We start from the raw sequence: 16,485 nt of genomic DNA on the forward strand, positions 1-16,485 counted from the left end.
GATGATAGAAACCTACTTAAACCTAACTGTAAATCGAAAAACTGATATTGAACTTATTCAAGGATTATTAAGGGAACATGAAATTAAAGCACCCATTGTCATCGTAGAATTCGAGGATAGGTATGAGATTAATTTCACAAGTGAATATGAGCAATGGGAATTGGAATCAGAAATACTTAAAGCTTTTCCTGAATATGAGTTTACCCAAAGTTTAGGAAAAGGCCGCAAAGAAATACGACTAGAATTTTCAAGACAACAATCAAGTTTATCTTCTGATAATTGGGGCCGACCCTTGGAAAATCCAATAGATGAAACGAAGTACTTGGTTAAAAGGACTCAGCAAAAGATTATAAAATTTAGCCCTCAAGTAAAAGTGCTTTTAGGTGACACTGATGAATTCTATTACATAAATATTATTGGCGGAGTGGACAAGGTGAACAATAGAACAGGCTACTTAGTACTGAATGATTTTCGAGAATTTGACAAAGACAAAGAAGCAGGTTTTTTAAAAAATGAACTCCACGAAACACCAATGGAGGCTTTTCGGGCCGGAGTGCGACAAATCAACTATTTGGCCGAATCGGATTATGAAGAATACTTGAAAGTCAAAAAACGGAATAAGAGAAAAAAGAAAAAGTAAACCTTACTGTCTACTAAAAGCGCCCTATCGGGCGCCAGCGTTAGGGATAGCAGCGACATCGACCGCAGTGGCCCCCTTAGGGTTCGTTGCCTTGAAAAGCGACAGCGGAGCTCTTTCAAGGCGTACGAAACCTTGGGGTCCGAAAGGGCGATATAGCGGATAGCCCGGCCAACGCCCAAAAACCTATAAAGAGATGTTTGGCGTATGGGAGACTTTTTGGACGGACTTCGTTCGTGAAGTCGATTCTTCTTCTTTTTCCTCGGGTTCAACATCGTATTTATCTTCCAAGGAAAGATTGATTTCTTCCAACCGTTCTTCCATCTGTACCAACTGTTCCGACTTGTCGAATTCCAGTTCCAACACCTTTCCATTGGCCGCTATCGCCTTGCCGAAATCGTCTTTCAGCTCCGTCTGCATTTTGAGGGTCTTGGGTATCTTGGCCAAGGCATTGTGCATATATTCCGCGATACTTAGGGGATTGGCCACGATTTTCTGGGAACCATGGACGTAGCTGGCATTCGGGGTCTTGACATACAACCGGTGTTCATCGTTATCGATGACCTTGAGCCTCAGTTCGGCATCCAAGAGGGAGACTATGATATGCTCCCCGACCGTTTTTCGCTTGGATCCTAAAAGATGCTGGAGTTTTTTTCCAATGACCAGCGTTTCTGTCGAACCTTCTATTTTCAACGCTTTGAGTAAACTCAAAAAATAGATGCTTTTATCGGATAGGGATTCCCATAGGGGCAGATCGTTTTGAAGATTGGCGATGTTTTTGTACGTTTTCAGTAGTTCGTTCTCATAGAAATGGATATTGTTCCGGGCCTCCAAACGGTTCTTTTTAAAAATGGAACGTTCGAGTTTCAGTTCGTCCAATTGTTTGCCCAACTCTTCCTTTTCCAAATACAAAGGGTCGTTCTTGGCAACGGCCAACAGGGTTTTGTAATCAATGGAGCCCTCGTCGTTGACCGGCCCCATATCCAATCTGTTGAATTGTATCGTGCCATTGGTCAGTTGCTCGATAAAATTCTTTTTGATATTGACATTGTTGAGCATCAGGGCATCGGTACAGTTCTCGACGATATAAAACGATACCACGACTTTGTTGTCAAAATGTTCCTTGGCACCTAGGTTCCCTTTGCGCACCCCTCTCCCGTTGCGTTGGTCGATATCCGTAGGCCGGTAGGGAATATCCACATGGTGTATCCGTACCAAACGTTGCTGGATATTGGTTCCGGTCCCCAACTTTTCCGTGGAGCCGATGATGACCCGATAGGAACCTTCGTTTACTCTTTTGAAGCATTCCAAGCGTTTTCTATCGGTCTTAAAATCATGGATGAACACTATTTCTTCTTTGGGAACTCCATATTCTTCGACCAGAATACGCTTTAGCTCGTCATAGATATTGAAATGCTCCTTGGGAACCCCCAAATCAGAAAAAATGGCCTGTGCGCCCTTAAAAGAATTGGTTTCGACATACGTTTTATAGACTTCAGAGGCAATGGTCCGCAATTTGGCCTCCCCGGGGTCGTCCAATTCCTGGTTCAACAATCTTGGATCGATGGAGGCATTTCGCATATGATGAAGCGCGATCAGCGACAAGGCGCTTTTTTGTTCCTCGGTATATTCCTTTCCGCCGTATAACAAGCTACTGTCCCCTCTTTGCAGAAACTCCTTTATCCTGTCAAAATACGCCAATTGGGCGGCAGTAGGTTTTAACGTATGGACATCGAGCTGCATTCTTGGCCTATCGATTTGGTGCGTAGTTCCGTTGACGATAATCGAAATCTCGTTGTAGAGGGAGGACAACAATTTCATTTTCTTGAAGGAACGGAAACGCTCGCGAACCTTATAATCTCCCGAAACGGTAGGTTCAAATTCATAGGATTTGATGGCGAACACCTGTGCCCATTGGTCAAAGGAGGTAATGTTCATCTCCTGCATGCGATGGGGAATAAGGTATTTGAACAGTACATAGACCTCGGTAATCGAATTGGAAATGGGCGTACCCGATAGAAAAGTGGTCTGAAAGTCCCTTTCTTTTTCCCTTTGCAGGGTTCGAATGGCGACCAACAGGTTTTTGCTGCGCTGCGAACCCTTGTTGGTATTCAACCCGGCAACCCTACTGTGCCGCGTGGTGTACATGAGGTTCTTGAACTTATGGGATTCGTCCACCATGATGTGCCCAAAGCCCATTTGGTCAAAATTGATGACCTCGCTCTGTTTCTGTTGCATCTGGAAATACACCTCGTCCAAAGTGGCCTTCAAATTCTCGCGCCTTTGCTGTAGCCCTTTGAGTACCCTTTTGCTGATGGAATACTTATCCTCATGGATGACGTTCAGGTCGCGTTCCAGGTTCGCCAGTTCCTCGCTGATGATGTCGTGGATGACCTTTGGGGACTGCGGAATGAACTTAAAGGTATCATGGCTCATCAATACGACATCACAATCGGTACTTGCGATCTTGGCAAAAAAAGCATTGCGATTGGCGAGGCCGCTGACCACCTTGTCATGGGCGACCAATAATTTCATGTTCGGAAAGGCATTGAGCAGTTCGTTCCGTAACTGAACCACCGTGGAGCGCAGGCCGATAACCAAGGTTTTCTTCGAAAGGTCGAGTTCCTTTAACTTGTATGAGGCCAAGGCCATGTCCAAGGTTTTCCCGAAACCCACCTCTTTGTTGACCAACAGCCCTTGGTTGATGATGATGCCCGCCACGGTATCTTTTTGGCTGGGGTATGGGGTAAACTGTTGCAACCCCTCGAATTTGAGATAGCTGCCATCATATTTGGGATGTACCTTGGCATCGTACATTTTGTAAAAGATAAATTCCAGTTCTTTCCTCAGATCGGGCTTCCCCATGATGTAGTTGTGAAAATCCTTATAAAGGATTTCAAATTTGATCCGGATTTCCTGCATCCTTGCCTTATCCGTTTTCTTGTTCCCCTTTGGCCCTTTCGATATATAGGGAATGGTTGAGTTCAGGGCACCTTCCAAAATATCCGTAAAATAATAGCTCCGGTTCTCGCTCCGTACATAGAACTTTCTGACTTCCTGATATTCGTAGGTCTCGATCTTGACCATGTATTTGGATGTACTCTCGTTGTAGGCAATGTGCGCCAAGGTCTGGTAGGTGTCATAGAGAAAGGCCTGGGTAATCTCCAACGGAAACCACGGTTCGTGCAGTTTGATATCAAGGTCTTCAAAAGGTGTAATGGGTGGTTTTACCCCTTCCAAGGCCAATAGGGCTCTGTCGATGTAATTCTTATCGACATAAGTTTGGTACGGGCCAAAATCGTTCCTTCGGTAAAAATTGATTTTTTCGTAAATGGTTCCCGATAAAAAAAGGAATTTTGGAGCCAAAACGACCCTTTTCCCTTCTGGATTCAGATACAATAATTGCCGTTCCAGGGCATCCTTGATGAGCGATTCCTTGGCTTCCCCGGTCATTTCGGCCAAGATATCCGCATCGATGCCGTTGTATTTGTTCAATGAAAAATAAATGGCATCCTCCAGTGATAGTTTTTCAGGGGTTTTGGCCATCCCGCTCCAAGGATTGACCAAAATATCGGCCTTTAAGAAAGTGCCGTTTTCAGGTCTTTCCAAGGCCAGGAGCATCGGTCCCTGAATGTCCAAAGTTACAAAGGGGTAGTTCGCTTTGTCGTGCAGTTTCCCGTACTGAAAGTCGAACAGGTCGTATTGATAGTTCAGGTTGTCCAAAGTCCGTTGCCCCTTACTCCTGTCAGTATCTAATAATTCAAGATAGGTGTCGCGCAAGGCCAATATCTTTGAAAGCCTGTCGAATTCCTTGGGTTTGATTGTCAACACTTCCAACGCTCCGTTTTCAAGGATTTTAGCGATTTTCTGTTCCCTGATGACCAGATTACCGGCCTTTAGGATGCCTTTATACTGCAACTGCGGAATGGGTGCCAAAGGTTCCTTGGGGCTAAATTCAATCGGCTTTTTTTCTATTGTCCTAGTTTTATGGGCCAGTCCAAGATTGCTCAACTTCTTGGTTATGGCGAGTTGCAGGCCTTCTAGATCGATCGCGTTTTGCACGGTGTAATCGGTTTGGTCGTACATTCCGCCTTCAGCTATTTCGCCCAAGACCCGATCCCCGTATATCGAGAAATAGGAACTGAACTGGACCGTGTTCTCGCCCACCACCTGTTCTATGGTATCGGAAAACAGCGCATTGATCTTCTGTTGTTCGGCAGTTGATTCTATCCCCTGATTGTTCTGAAATACCAAAATATCGGTGACCACGGCCGTATTTTCCTGCGCAAAGGCCGTATCGGGCAGGCGGACACCGCCCAAAAAATTATTGGTGTCCATCAAGTGCTTCCGAATGGGCGCATATTGGGCCTTGTCCAAAAAATTCTTGGTACATATCAAAACGGAAACCCCAGCGGGTTTTAGACAGGACAATCCCTTGTACACAAAATAGGAATGGATGTTCTTGGAAATCCGGGCCTGTAATGGATGGCCATTTAACGCGGTATCGAAAATCTTGCTCGCCCCAAAGGGAATGTTGCCGACCACAAGGTCATACTTTCTACCGGCATCGGTCTGTGCCATATTCTCAAAGGGAACCCCAAAAATCTGGACATTGGTGTTCGGTTTGAAATTGTGTTCCAAAATACGGGTGGTCAGGATTTCCTTTTCGAAAGCGGTGTATCGTGCCGCAGGAAACTGCTTCAATAATTCCCGGATGAAAAGCCCGTTGCCCGCGCTCGGTTCCAAAACGGTCTCTGGTTTAAAACCCTGCAAACCATTCAAGAACGAACCGATGGACCGTATAATGGGAACAGGTGTAAAATAGGAATTGAGGGAACTTTTTTCCAAGCTTGCCAGAACGGTCGGGGCATATTCCTGCCCGAAATAACGTTCCAACCGTTCCAAAAAAACGGATCGATATTCCTCATTCTTGAGGATGTCGTAAATATTGCCAAAACCAAGGTTGTTAATAAATAGATGCGGATCCGATTCTGGCGCGTGGAGGGCGTCCAAGGTTCTGACCAAATGGTCGAGGTACCTTTTCTTTGAGTATTTCATGAGTGAGTGAGTTAAGGAATTTGATTGGATGCTTATGCTACATAGTCAGACCTTTATTTTTATCTGGATTAAATTGTTTACGGACTTCCCGCAAATCATATTTTGAAAGTGTAAAACCTAAATTCGTCAAAAGGGCATCGTTGAATTTACGCTTGGCAAACTCGGACCAACCAAGAATTCCATTGTGTTCTATTTCATTTTCATGGAAATATTCTTGGGCAAGATTGATTTTGCATTCTTCTACCATACATTTTCTTGAGTATCTGAGCCTTTCACAAATCCACTCATAATTGAAATACAGTAGGTTTTGGTGCATATCCCGATTTGCCATATAGTTATCCGATACCAAATGGCCCGTTTCTTTTTCGTACATCCTCACACTTCCGTTGTCATCACATTCGCTGTCGCCGATATAGTAAATGAACGATTTTGTTACCATGGCCATTTTAAAAACGTGTCCGTCGATTTTTTTGTGCTTATTTTCCATTTTAGGAAGGTTTCATTTGCACAGTCTGCACGGCTAGATTATTTTTTAGTTTTACCAAGGCAATTGGAAAATTTTTGCTGTGCGAGTAATTCCGATCGATATGCCGCAGTACGGAACCGACAATGGGTCTAAAGTTCATTTCCTCTTGATTTTTCTCGCCTTCCGCAAAACGCCATTCCCCCGTACCGTAATGCTTTTTGAGGAACGCCGTTCTTTCATTGTTTTTTAGCATAATGGCTTCTTTTTCGACAACAAAATTCTTTTTGACAATGACCTCTTTCGAGAGGTACAGTCTTTTTTGGGCAGAAATTTCCTTGGATTGCATGAGTTTTTTATAAGTTTCCCATTGCAATCGTGAATGTCCGTTAACTTCCTCATTGCGCCGAACATAAAGGATGCCTTTGTGGATGCCAAGTTGTAGACCGTGCTTTAGATAGGCTATGAGTTCTATCTTGCTGTCCAGAAAGCGTTCCTTGAATTCCTGCATGCCGAAATAGTGGGATTCGGATTTTGGTGCCGTCTCCAGAAAGGACTGAAACACCAAGTAGCGCTCCGTAGCTTCCGTAAGGGTCATGATATTGTATTTTCCTTCGAATTCCGAAAGATGGAACTGTTTGCCTACATATTGTATGGGATCGGATACCACCTGCTCGCTTGGTAGTAAAATCGATTCCTTGAAATAGGGATTGCTTTGGAAGGTCAGTTGGACGGCATCATTATAAAATGCAGCAATACTTCTGCTATCCTTTCTTTCGTTTTGCAATCGGTCGGCCCCATAAAAGGAATGCTCAAATCGAAGCGAACTTTTTTCTACCGGATGTAAGGCCGAAACCGATTGACGCAAGCCTCGACCGTCGTAGGTTTTCCATAAAGGAATATTACCGTGGGTAGTGCTGGCCATAAAAAAGGTTTGGGTATTGAACTGAAACCCGAATTTTATCGTGCATAAAAGCGAATCGCTTTCCAAAATCCTAAAATTCCCGATAGGAAGGATTTTATGGTCGTGGTTTACCAGTAGTTCCTTTTCCTTGCCTTGGGCCAATAGCTTTTTAAGGTTTCCATCGATATAGCCCTTTTTGGCAAGGTTTAGCCGTTTGATATAATCGAGCTTTTTAAGGTCTTTGACTTCATCAGTGGTTATCGGGTCATATTCCAGCTTACCAAAAGCCCTAAAATCTATATCTTTCGACATTTGACTGTAATTATTGACAGTATGGTACAAGCGCCTTGCAAAGCGTGCAGCTCTTTTCCAAATTGGGATTTTATTCTCCATGAGTATTGGGTTTAATATCCATGACTTCGGCATAGATGGTTTTCTTTAGGTTAAAGGATGGCCTTGGATCGATTTTGACTTCATTCTTCCAAACTTCGTAATGCAGATGAAATCCCGTGGAACTACCCGAACTACCAACCGTTGCTATAAGCTCATGTTGGTCAATAGTCTGTCCTTTGGCGACCAATACCTTTTCCAAATGTCCGTAGAGGGTCTTAAAACCGAACCGGTGCCTGATGATAATATGGATGCCATAACCATTTTCTGAATAAATGACCTCGGACACGGTTCCCGCGGCCGATGCATATATAGGCTTGCCTGATGGAGCGGCCAGATCGATACCAAAATGGGTTTTCGTTTTTTTGGAAATGGGATGGGTACGCATGCCATACCTACTTGACAATGAATAATTGCCCTTTTCCAAGGGAACACACGAGGGAAACTGGTGCAGGAGTTCCGGTCGGTATGTCAAATATGTTTCCAAAGCAGCTATATAGGAGTAATCCGGAATTTGATACAGGTACTTGGCAATCCGTTCTTCAATGGCCAATAACAAATGTTCCCGTTCCTTATCCACAATGGTACTATCAAAGCGGTCGGTTTTAAAATTGTCCTTTAGCCGTTCCCCGTAATTTTCCATGGCAACGGTTGTTTCCCGAAGTTTTGAATCCGAAAAACCAAAACCATTTCCGATGACATAGAAAAGACAAAGAAGTATCAGAAAGAGCAAGTGGGCCAGTTCCTTTCGACCCATACCGCTGATATAGCAATGTCCAACTATTCGCAATTTTTTTCCTAATAAATTTGCAGATTCAAAAAAATTCATATATTTGCTTTATATACAAATTTATAATTTATTTGCAAATAAGCAAGAAATGATAAAAAATTGGCTAACAGAAGACCATCGCATCGACCTCCCGAAGCTTTTTAAGCATCTGGGCTTTCGAGCGGTACAACGGGAAAGAACACATTATCTATACAAAGGTAACGGCGCGCAATACGTTATCCTCAACACCGAAAAGGGCTATCTGTACTATAAAATAGAACGCCCGGATGAAAAACTATCGGCCTCGGATCTGATTACCGAACATGTATCGAAAACCGAGGGAATGGACAAAGAAATGCTCTGGGACAAAGTGGACACCTATTATAGAGAGGTGTTACGGACAGAAAGTTTATTGGTTAGCAACAATACGGAAAGCCCCGTTGAAACAGTAACAAAAGATTTCAACCATTTTCTTGCTTATGCCTTACCCTTGGATAAAAACACCGATGGACTCTATAAAAATTTGGACGATATGGCACCTTTTGAGGGGCGCATCTTCAAAAATAAGGAAGACGAAGTCCTATTTCCACTGTTCAATATCCAGAACGAGGTCTGTGGGTATTTTACGGATACCGAGCAAGAGGTGCTCCCTTATAAGGAATCGGCCATCAAACATTCGTTGTGGTATTCCAATATTCCCAAAAAAATCGATGGACTGTTCCTTTTTAAAAATCCTAAAGAGGCGTTGGCGTTCCATAGAAAATTCCAGTTTAAAAACGTCGTATATCTCGCTTTGGGGGCTATCAATGCCCAAACGACACGAATTCTTTTTAAAATCCAGCGTTTGACCAAGGTGGATAAGCTTTTTTTGAGCTTTACGGGCGATAAAAAAATAGAGGGGTATTTACGCGACCTGCATTTTATTTCCTATGTGGAGGATTCGGATTTTAAACTGCATTTGACCGATAGGGATATGGTAATCGATTTCCCAATGGGAAACGAGAAATCCTTTTCCCGATTTTATGATCATACGCGGCGGTTCAATACCGAACTGGCCCAGAGTTTTCTGAAATACAATAAGATCATCGACCAGAACCGATTGAACCGATATAGCATCATGGTATCCAAGGACGGGGAGCAGATCAAAGTGCGCCTGCCTTTGGAGACCAATGCCATAAGGTTATTGGTCTGGTCGTACTATAAAAATTATTTGGACAAGACCATCGAAATCCTCAAACCGACATCCCACAATTGGTATTCGGAATGGGAATTGGTAGAAAGCCAAACCAAAAAAAGGAAGGAGGTGCAGTGGAAAGAGTATAGAATCGCACTATAAAATGGAAAAAGGACGCTCCCGCCCTCTTTCCTTCAAATTCCGTAACTCACAAATCACTCCTGATTTGCAGTTATGTACTCAAAAGTAACAAATTCAAATTTCGTAACAATTAAAAATCACTCAAAAATGGAAAAACAAGCAGAAAAACAAATCGAAAAAGTCTTCGTCAACGTAAGCCAGGTCTGGTTTAAGGGCGAAGCCATTTCCAAGGATCAGGACACCTATAAGGTCAAAACCGATGATGGCAGAACCTTTACAATGCCCAAGATGAACGAGGAAGGTGGAAAAAACGAGGACATACAGATCCGGGAAAACTTGGACCATCAATTTGCTAAGGAAGACGTAAAAAGGCGTTTGGAAGGAGCCTATATCAGTTTTCAAAAGTTGGACGATAATGTTCAGGAATCCCTTTTGGAAGGCAAGGAGCGTTTGATCAAGACCACCTATATCAGTGATGGACAGTTGAAAAGTTCTGTCAAAATGGTGCAAATGGTCTATAATCCCAATACTGGTTCCAAATTGGACGTACAGATCAGACGTAACGAACAGATCAAATTGGAAGATGCGAATGCCTACCAATATCAATTTACCAAGGAGGAATACAATGCCATGGTTAAAGAAGACAAAACCATTCAATTTACCGGTACTTCCTTGAACGGGGACACCTTCCAAAAACTGGCCTACTATGAGCCAAGACTGAACGATATCCGTACAAAACCGGCAGTTTCCGCCAATATGTACGTACTCGGGCAACAATTGACCAAGGAGCAGGCCGACACCATGAACAAAGGGGAAGAAGTCAAAATCACTATCCGTAAGACCAAAAAAGGGCCTTTGACCTATATGGTCAGATGGAGTGCGAAAGGGCAACGTTTTCTCTACAGGGATTTGGAGAAAGCGAAACTCAAGGATATGGAGGTCAAAGCGGGGACAACCCTTGACAGCGAAAAAAAAAAGAAACAGCCTAGCAACGCCATGAGCCTGTAGTTCCTTTTTTTAATTAACTCAATGCAAAGGCCGATATGCTTGGCGTGTCGGCCATTTTAAACCCTTCCCATGAAGAGTCCGAACTATAGGGATGATCCCGAACATTATAAACGGTCGATCGCCAAGATTAATGAAGAGGTCAATTTTCCCATGTACCTGCACCAAAACGGTTATCAACTCATAACCAAAAGTGCCGGTTCCATGGAGTTTCAAAATGACGAAGACCGGATCGTACTGCAAACCAAAAGAAATCCCGTTACCTATTTCAACCGGAACGATTCATTTGACAAAGGATTGTTCTTTAAATACCTGATGCAACGCAGCGAAAATTTTTATAAAGCCGTGCAGGCGGGGCTGGAAATCGCCGCTAGAGCCTATGGCCTGGAACATACCGCTTTGCGGGCTAATAAACCGAACACCTTTGTGAAATCCTTGGAAGACAACTACAATATCGTGCCCTTGCGGAATTCCCAATATTTGAGGGTACAGCGAAGTATTTCCAGAAAAACACTGAACACCGAAGCATTCAAGGGGCGAATTTTTAACGCCTATCACATTCGGGACAATGGCGGAAAAATCGCCAATATTGCCTTTCCGAAATACGATTTGGAAGGAAACGCAAAAAACTACATCCTCTACAACAGACCCTACCGAAGTAAAAAGGACAATGAAATCAAAAAGTTTCGATTGGTACTGAACCAGAAAGACCATTTTTTGTTTCATTCCAAGCCTATTGACCGACCTGCTCGCATACTATTCGGGGAAAGTGGTATCGACCTGATGTCCTATCACGAGCTTTACGGAAAACCTGATAATTTTTACGTGTCCTTTGGGGGAAATGTGTACCAAGAAAAATTGCAGTTCTTCGTTCAACTGATCGAACCAATACTGCAAACCAAGAAAACAGAACTGATATCCATCACGGACAACGACCTCAAAGGCCATGAGTTCGACCTAAAGATCTTTACTGCGGTCATCAATCGGTACAATCCGAACATCTATATAGAAACCGCATTTCGGTCGGGCAAAGTGAGTATGGGCATTCATTATACCGAAAAAGTCAGGGGGCAATTGTCCCATCATACGACTATTCTAAACGAAAAATTGACTTCCGATATAGAAAAGGACTATTTGGTTTTTGACCTTGTACGCTGTGTCGGGTTCTCGGACAAGATTCTTTTGGAGTTCTCCCTGAACGAAGTAGTCAACACGCCACATATCGAACAAAAGCAAAACGTGTTCAAAACCCTGCTGAATATGGTTAATGCGCTATATCTGCCTTTTCAGACTGACCTCCACAAATCGCAGGGAAAAGACTGGAACGATGACCTTTGCGCTTCCAAAAGCATAACATACCTAAAAATGGACGCAGTTGTTCCAAATGTTATCGCAGTTGGGGATAAAATCGAATTGCATACGACCAAAGGCCCTGAAGGTGGCACTAACCAAGGTTTAGTAAAATCCATAAAGAAAAATAGTGTGGTATGCGACTTTGGCTTGAACTATACCTATGCCATTCCATATTCTGCCATACACTCCCATTTTAAGAAAAGTGCTGCCCAGGTTATCGAACAAGGCAGCGAAAAATCAAAAATGAATTCAAAAAACAATAACTTACAAAACATTCTGTCATGAAGACCATGGAACCATTATCCGAAGAATTAAAGGACAATCAATACTACGTTTCCCTTTTAGACGAACTTATCGAGGAAAACGATATGGAACTAAAGCACCGTTTGCAAAAAGCGGATACCTATGCCCGGTTCATCAATGAGCAGGCAGGCCTTTTAATGGACGAGACCATCGATCATATCGAAAAAAATGAGGTCGCCTTCCCTATCGCCTCCTCTTTGGTGATCGAACAATGGAAGGAGCGGATGTTCCGATAATCCCGGAACGAACTTTCAAATTCCCAAGGTTTCGTCATGAACGACAAGAATCTCACATTTTCGGCTATGTTATTATCCGTGGCTGTGTTTACCCTAATCGGGTTCATGGCCTATTATCCGATTCTGCAATACCAGCAATGGGATTCCAAACTCTCTGAAATCGGCTACCATTTTTTACTGCGCTTTGAAGCACTGGAGAAACCCTTGCCCAGCCGTGGCCTGTTATTGATGTGCATCTTGGGCGCGGTCATGCTCTACAATCCCAGAAAGCGAGAGGGCAAATCTTTTGTAACAGGGTTTATCTATTTTGGTCTGGGTGGTCTACTCCTTTTTATTACGGGTTATTTGATTCCGTCCCAGCAAGAGCTACTTTGGTGCTCGTTGGCCTTATACACGCTCGGGTTCTTCTTCTCGGTCTCGGGAGCGGTTCATCTTTTTCAGGTAATGGACTACGGCAACGAGGCCGAGGACGACCCGTTCAACGACAAGAACGAGACCTTTCGGCAGACCGAAAAAAGGGTGGACACCCCCTACTCCGTCAACATACCCTATGAATACCGTCATAAAGGAAAGCTACGGAAGGGTTGGATCAATTTCGTAAATCTATTTCGGGCTTTGTTAATTATTGGTACACCGGGAAGCGGAAAGTCGTTTGCCTTGATCGAAGAAATCATTGAACAGTTTATAGAAAAGGGATTTACGCTGCTGATCTATGATTTTAAGTTCGATACCCTGAGCAAAATCACCTATAACTATTGGATGCGAAAAAAGGAAAGACTAATGGCCGCAAAGTCAGACGAACTTATCGAACTGCCCGAATTCTATACCCTGAGCTTTGACGATATCGAAAAATCACATCGCTGCAACCCCATCGACCCCTACTTGATGCGCAACCAGACCGATGCCGCAGACGCCGCGACCATCATCATGAAGAATCTGAACAAGGACTGGATCAAGCGCAGCGATTTCTTCTCTAAAAGCGCCATCAGTTTTGTTTCGGGGCTGATATGGTACTTGAAGAAAAAATCGGAGGAAACGGGTAAAAATATCTGCACCCTGCCCCACGTGATTACCCTTTCCACGGTCAATATTGAATATTTATTGACCATTATGATGCGTGAGGTAGAGGTACGCAGCCTGATGATTCCCTTTAAGGATGCCATGGAACGACAGGCGGGCCAGCAATTGGCGGGACAGACCGCAAGTGCACAGATATCCCTATCGATGTTGGCCAACAAGGAAATCTACTATATCATGACCGGCAACAATTTTAGGTTGGACATCAATAACCCAAAGAAACCCAAGATCGTCTGTATCCAGAACAATCCTGATCGCTCGGAAATCTACGCTGCACCAATAGGTCTTTATATCAACAAAATATTACAGGTGGTCAACAAACCTGGCGGAAGGCCTTTGGGGTTGATTTTGGACGAACTGCCCACCGTATTCATTATGGGATTACGAAAAATTATCGATACCGGAAGGTCGCATTATGTGGCCACCGTGCTTGGTATTCAGAGTATAACCCAATTGATTGCCGACTACGGCAGGGAACTGGCCGAGGTCATTTTCGATAACTGCTCCAATGTGTTCAGCGGTGCTGCTAAAGGGGAAACGGCTCGGCGTATCAGCGATATTTTCGGGCGTATCCATCAGGAAAAAAAGAGCAAGGCCGTTTCCAATAACGATACCACGGTCAATTTCAGCACGATACTTTCCGAATTACTGCCGAAAAGTAAGATCACAAGCATGTCCACGGGGCATTTCGGGGGCATCGTGGCGGATACCTTTGAACATCCAATCGACCAGAAATTATGTTTTGGGCTGCTCAGGCCCAACATGGCTTCAAAGAAGATTCAGGGAAAATATGAAATCCCGGACCATGCCGATTTTAGGAGCAAGAACCATAGTGAACTTGTCAAGGATCGTTTGAAATTAATGCAGACTCTTGATTTTCATGCAACCATCCAAAAAATAGATTGTAATCAATTGGACTATATCGGTTTCTACAAGTACTACATCGACGCATTTGCCGAAAAGCACTATCCGAACAGCATAAAACGGGTGCAGTTCATCAAATTGGCACGCGAACTCAAATTGTACGACCATTTGCAGGCATTGGACGGGCATATCAATAAAAAGGAGGGAACCGAGGACACCTTGAAACTCTTCCTTGCAACATTGGTGGACAGGATGTTCGTCAATAAAGAAATCGAACGGATACTTGATGCCAATTTCCTAAAAGTCATTCAGGATATTGACGATCTGGTAACCGAGGAATATGAAATTTGCACGGGGAAAAAACCGGAATTTACTGTATTCGACAAAGCAAAAACGGGCGACCAGATTGGCGAATCCTTGGAAAAGGAAGAGGAGATCGCCCAAAATTTTATGAAACACTATAAAAAACGTCCCAGTAGGGAGTTGGCGGATGCGTTCAGGAAAGCACATGAAATCCCTACATTTGAAAGGGTCTCGGCGGTTAAAGAAACAGAAGTAGTCGATAACCCCAATATTGGGGATTTAGGCGATCTATATTCAAGTTATCCCGCGGAAATGGTAGATGAACAAACACAATAATATACTATTATGAAAGATATAAATGAAATTATGAAGGCCTCTTCAGAGGATTTTAGTTACATCGGGGAACGTTTGCGCCTTATACGCGATGAACTGATCGAAAAAGATTCCGGAAACAAACGGGATAGTGAATTTTCTCGAAAAAATCTGGCCGAGCGCTTCGGTATAGACTATTATACTCTTGTCAATGTGGAACGAGGGACGTTTTCCTACACCTCCATCAAGATGGTGCTGTACTATTACACCTTGGGCTACAATCCCGCTTGGATCCTTTCGCCCGATAACGAATTTATAATGAAGCACAATGTTGGCGAAAATGTGGTATACCAGACCGATGTTCAGGAAGAATATCGTGAATTGGAATCTGATATCGTTTCGGCTTTGATGAAGTTTAAAAAGAAGCTCTGAGCCCATAATGACCCCATTGAGCCCGTTACCTATAGACTAAGAAGATTGTGCTTTATGAAACATTTGAAACATGCAAAAAAATGGACAGTTATTTGAGGTATCACAATTTGTGATACCTCAGAACAGTATAAGAAAATGACACAGATATTACCTGAAAACATCGCCGAAACCATACAATATTTTAGAGGCCATAAAGTTATTCTGGATTTTCATCTTGCAAAGCTTTACGAGGTGGAAAATAGGTCTCTGAAGCAACAGGTCAAACGAAATCTTGACCGATTTCCGAAAGATTTCATGTTCGAACTTGAGCCAAGCGAGATCGATGATTTGGTATCACGTAATGTGATACAAAATAAAAGGGTTTTAGGCGGAGCTGCTCCGATGGCCTTTACGGAACAAGGGGTCGCCATGATTTCAAGTGTGCTTCGAAGCCAAAAGGCATTGGATGTCAATATCGCAATTATGAGAACCTTCGTCCAATTAAGAAGATTACTCGAATCGAACAAGGAGTTGGAAAAACAAATATTGTCCATGGAACGGAAATACGACCAACAATTCAAGGTGGTCTTCGATGCGATTAAAGACCTTATCGTGCAGGAGAGAAAACCCAGAAAGAGCATTGGTTATAAAGCGACCACTGTGTAAGGAACAGGTTATCCTAAAATTATAGTATAGTCAACATGGATTTAAAAAAGCTCTTTCAGTGTTTGGATGATTCAGAGGTCATCGAATTGCATGATCATCTGGTCGATGTTATTGAAATGTATCGGGACCGTGAACTTCTTAGGACGCAAAAGAAACCGATAAAGGAATGGTTGCAGTCCAAGCAAGGTGTTTCTTTAAGATTGCAAAATATCCTTTTGAAGAACACCCGATATACATCCAGAGTCCCTTTCGATTATTTGGAAGACATTACTTTGTATGATTTTAAAAGAGTCAGGGGAGTTGGTAAAACGCTCATGATGGAACTAAGCAATATACTCCGTAAGGATACAACCATTTCTAGAACTGGAAAAATTTGGGATGATCTTTCAGGTCGATTTCGAAACTAAAGTACACAACCC

At 43.2% G+C, this 16,485-nt stretch carries 13 protein-coding genes; 9 read left to right on the forward strand and 4 right to left on the reverse strand.

The annotated features are described in order from the left end of the window. The first annotated feature begins 1 nt into the window (after window position 1). A complete protein-coding gene (locus PY092_RS10350; RefSeq protein WP_275615776.1) occupies window positions 2-640 on the forward strand; it encodes a hypothetical protein in 639 nt (212 codons plus the stop codon). A 183-nt stretch (window positions 641-823) separates the two neighbouring features. On the opposite strand, the gene PY092_RS10355 is transcribed toward PY092_RS10350, so the two are convergent. The 4 genes from PY092_RS10355 to PY092_RS10370 are packed head-to-tail and all read right to left on the reverse strand — an operon-like array spanning window position 824 to window position 8,209. Next, window positions 824-5,695 (reverse strand): Eco57I restriction-modification methylase domain-containing protein, encoded by a 4,872-nt coding sequence (locus PY092_RS10355; RefSeq protein WP_275615777.1) that lies wholly within the window; start codon window positions 5,693-5,695, stop codon window positions 824-826. A gap of 37 nt (window positions 5,696-5,732) precedes the next feature. Further along, window positions 5,733-6,182 (reverse strand): hypothetical protein, encoded by a 450-nt coding sequence (locus tag PY092_RS10360; protein WP_275615778.1) that lies wholly within the window; start codon window positions 6,180-6,182, stop codon window positions 5,733-5,735. A gap of 1 nt (window position 6,183) precedes the next feature. Then, window positions 6,184-7,455 (reverse strand): hypothetical protein, encoded by a 1,272-nt coding sequence (locus PY092_RS10365; RefSeq protein ID WP_275615779.1) that lies wholly within the window; start codon window positions 7,453-7,455, stop codon window positions 6,184-6,186. Then, entirely contained in the window at window positions 7,445-8,209 is a 765-nt protein-coding gene (locus PY092_RS10370) for a M23 family metallopeptidase (RefSeq protein WP_275615780.1), read from the reverse strand. The genes PY092_RS10365 and PY092_RS10370 overlap by 11 nt, the downstream gene beginning before the upstream one ends. Window positions 8,210-8,330: 121 nt before the next feature. On the opposite strand from PY092_RS10370, the gene PY092_RS10375 reads away from it, so the two are divergent. The 8 genes from PY092_RS10375 to PY092_RS10410 all read left to right on the forward strand — a co-directional run bounded on the left by PY092_RS10375 (window position 8,331) and on the right by PY092_RS10410 (window position 16,473). Continuing rightward, window positions 8,331-9,557 (forward strand): hypothetical protein, encoded by a 1,227-nt coding sequence (locus tag PY092_RS10375; protein ID WP_275615781.1) that lies wholly within the window; start codon window positions 8,331-8,333, stop codon window positions 9,555-9,557. Window positions 9,558-9,683: 126 nt separating this feature from the next. Continuing rightward, entirely contained in the window at window positions 9,684-10,544 is an 861-nt protein-coding gene (locus PY092_RS10380) for a hypothetical protein (protein WP_275615782.1), read from the forward strand. 69 nt (window positions 10,545-10,613) lie between these two features. Then, window positions 10,614-12,179 carry a toprim domain-containing protein gene (locus tag PY092_RS10385; protein ID WP_275615783.1) on the forward strand — a complete coding sequence of 522 codons (1,566 nt, stop codon included), beginning with the start codon at window positions 10,614-10,616 and terminating at the stop codon, window positions 12,177-12,179. Next, the gene (locus tag PY092_RS10390) at window positions 12,176-12,433 is read left to right on the forward strand and encodes a hypothetical protein (RefSeq protein ID WP_275615784.1); all 258 of its coding nucleotides are present in this window, start codon (window positions 12,176-12,178) and stop codon (window positions 12,431-12,433) included. Before PY092_RS10385 ends, PY092_RS10390 begins: the two co-directional genes overlap by 4 nt. Window positions 12,434-12,469: 36 nt before the next feature. After that, window positions 12,470-15,013 (forward strand): type IV secretory system conjugative DNA transfer family protein, encoded by a 2,544-nt coding sequence (locus tag PY092_RS10395; protein ID WP_275615785.1) that lies wholly within the window; start codon window positions 12,470-12,472, stop codon window positions 15,011-15,013. 9 nt (window positions 15,014-15,022) lie between these two features. Further along, window positions 15,023-15,421, forward strand: coding sequence for a hypothetical protein (locus tag PY092_RS10400; protein ID WP_094998913.1), 399 nt, complete (start codon window positions 15,023-15,025; stop codon window positions 15,419-15,421). Between the two features lie 135 nt (window positions 15,422-15,556). Further along, window positions 15,557-16,066, forward strand: a complete 510-nt coding sequence (locus tag PY092_RS10405; RefSeq protein ID WP_275615786.1) for an ORF6N domain-containing protein — start codon at window positions 15,557-15,559, stop codon at window positions 16,064-16,066. Window positions 16,067-16,101: 35 nt separating this feature from the next. Continuing rightward, on the forward strand, window positions 16,102-16,473 hold the full coding sequence (locus PY092_RS10410) for a hypothetical protein (RefSeq protein ID WP_275615787.1): 372 nt from the start codon (window positions 16,102-16,104) through the stop codon (window positions 16,471-16,473). Window positions 16,474-16,485: the final 12 nt, after the last annotated feature.

The sequence above is a fragment of the Flagellimonas yonaguniensis genome, assembly GCF_029193885.1.
Classification (GTDB): Bacteria; Bacteroidota; Bacteroidia; order Flavobacteriales; family Flavobacteriaceae; genus Flagellimonas; species Flagellimonas yonaguniensis.

What these genes read in the sequence shown, in the direction of transcription:
- PY092_RS10410 (WP_275615787.1), top strand. Translation starts at nt 16,102, where the DNA reads ATGGATTTAAAAAAGCTCTTTCAGTGTTTGGATGATTCAGAGGTCATC.
- PY092_RS10370 (WP_275615780.1), bottom strand. Translation starts at nt 8,209, where the DNA reads ATGGGTCGAAAGGAACTGGCCCACTTGCTCTTTCTGATACTTCTTTGT.
- PY092_RS10390 (WP_275615784.1), top strand. Translation starts at nt 12,176, where the DNA reads ATGAAGACCATGGAACCATTATCCGAAGAATTAAAGGACAATCAATAC.
- PY092_RS10355 (WP_275615777.1), bottom strand. Translation starts at nt 5,695, where the DNA reads ATGAAATACTCAAAGAAAAGGTACCTCGACCATTTGGTCAGAACCTTG.
- PY092_RS10385 (WP_275615783.1), top strand. Translation starts at nt 10,614, where the DNA reads ATGAAGAGTCCGAACTATAGGGATGATCCCGAACATTATAAACGGTCG.
- PY092_RS10360 (WP_275615778.1), bottom strand. Translation starts at nt 6,182, where the DNA reads ATGGAAAATAAGCACAAAAAAATCGACGGACACGTTTTTAAAATGGCC.
- PY092_RS10365 (WP_275615779.1), bottom strand. Translation starts at nt 7,455, where the DNA reads ATGGAGAATAAAATCCCAATTTGGAAAAGAGCTGCACGCTTTGCAAGG.
- PY092_RS10350 (WP_275615776.1), top strand. Translation starts at nt 2, where the DNA reads ATGATAGAAACCTACTTAAACCTAACTGTAAATCGAAAAACTGATATT.
- PY092_RS10375 (WP_275615781.1), top strand. Translation starts at nt 8,331, where the DNA reads ATGATAAAAAATTGGCTAACAGAAGACCATCGCATCGACCTCCCGAAG.
- PY092_RS10380 (WP_275615782.1), top strand. Translation starts at nt 9,684, where the DNA reads ATGGAAAAACAAGCAGAAAAACAAATCGAAAAAGTCTTCGTCAACGTA.
- PY092_RS10405 (WP_275615786.1), top strand. Translation starts at nt 15,557, where the DNA reads ATGACACAGATATTACCTGAAAACATCGCCGAAACCATACAATATTTT.
- PY092_RS10400 (WP_094998913.1), top strand. Translation starts at nt 15,023, where the DNA reads ATGAAAGATATAAATGAAATTATGAAGGCCTCTTCAGAGGATTTTAGT.
- PY092_RS10395 (WP_275615785.1), top strand. Translation starts at nt 12,470, where the DNA reads ATGAACGACAAGAATCTCACATTTTCGGCTATGTTATTATCCGTGGCT.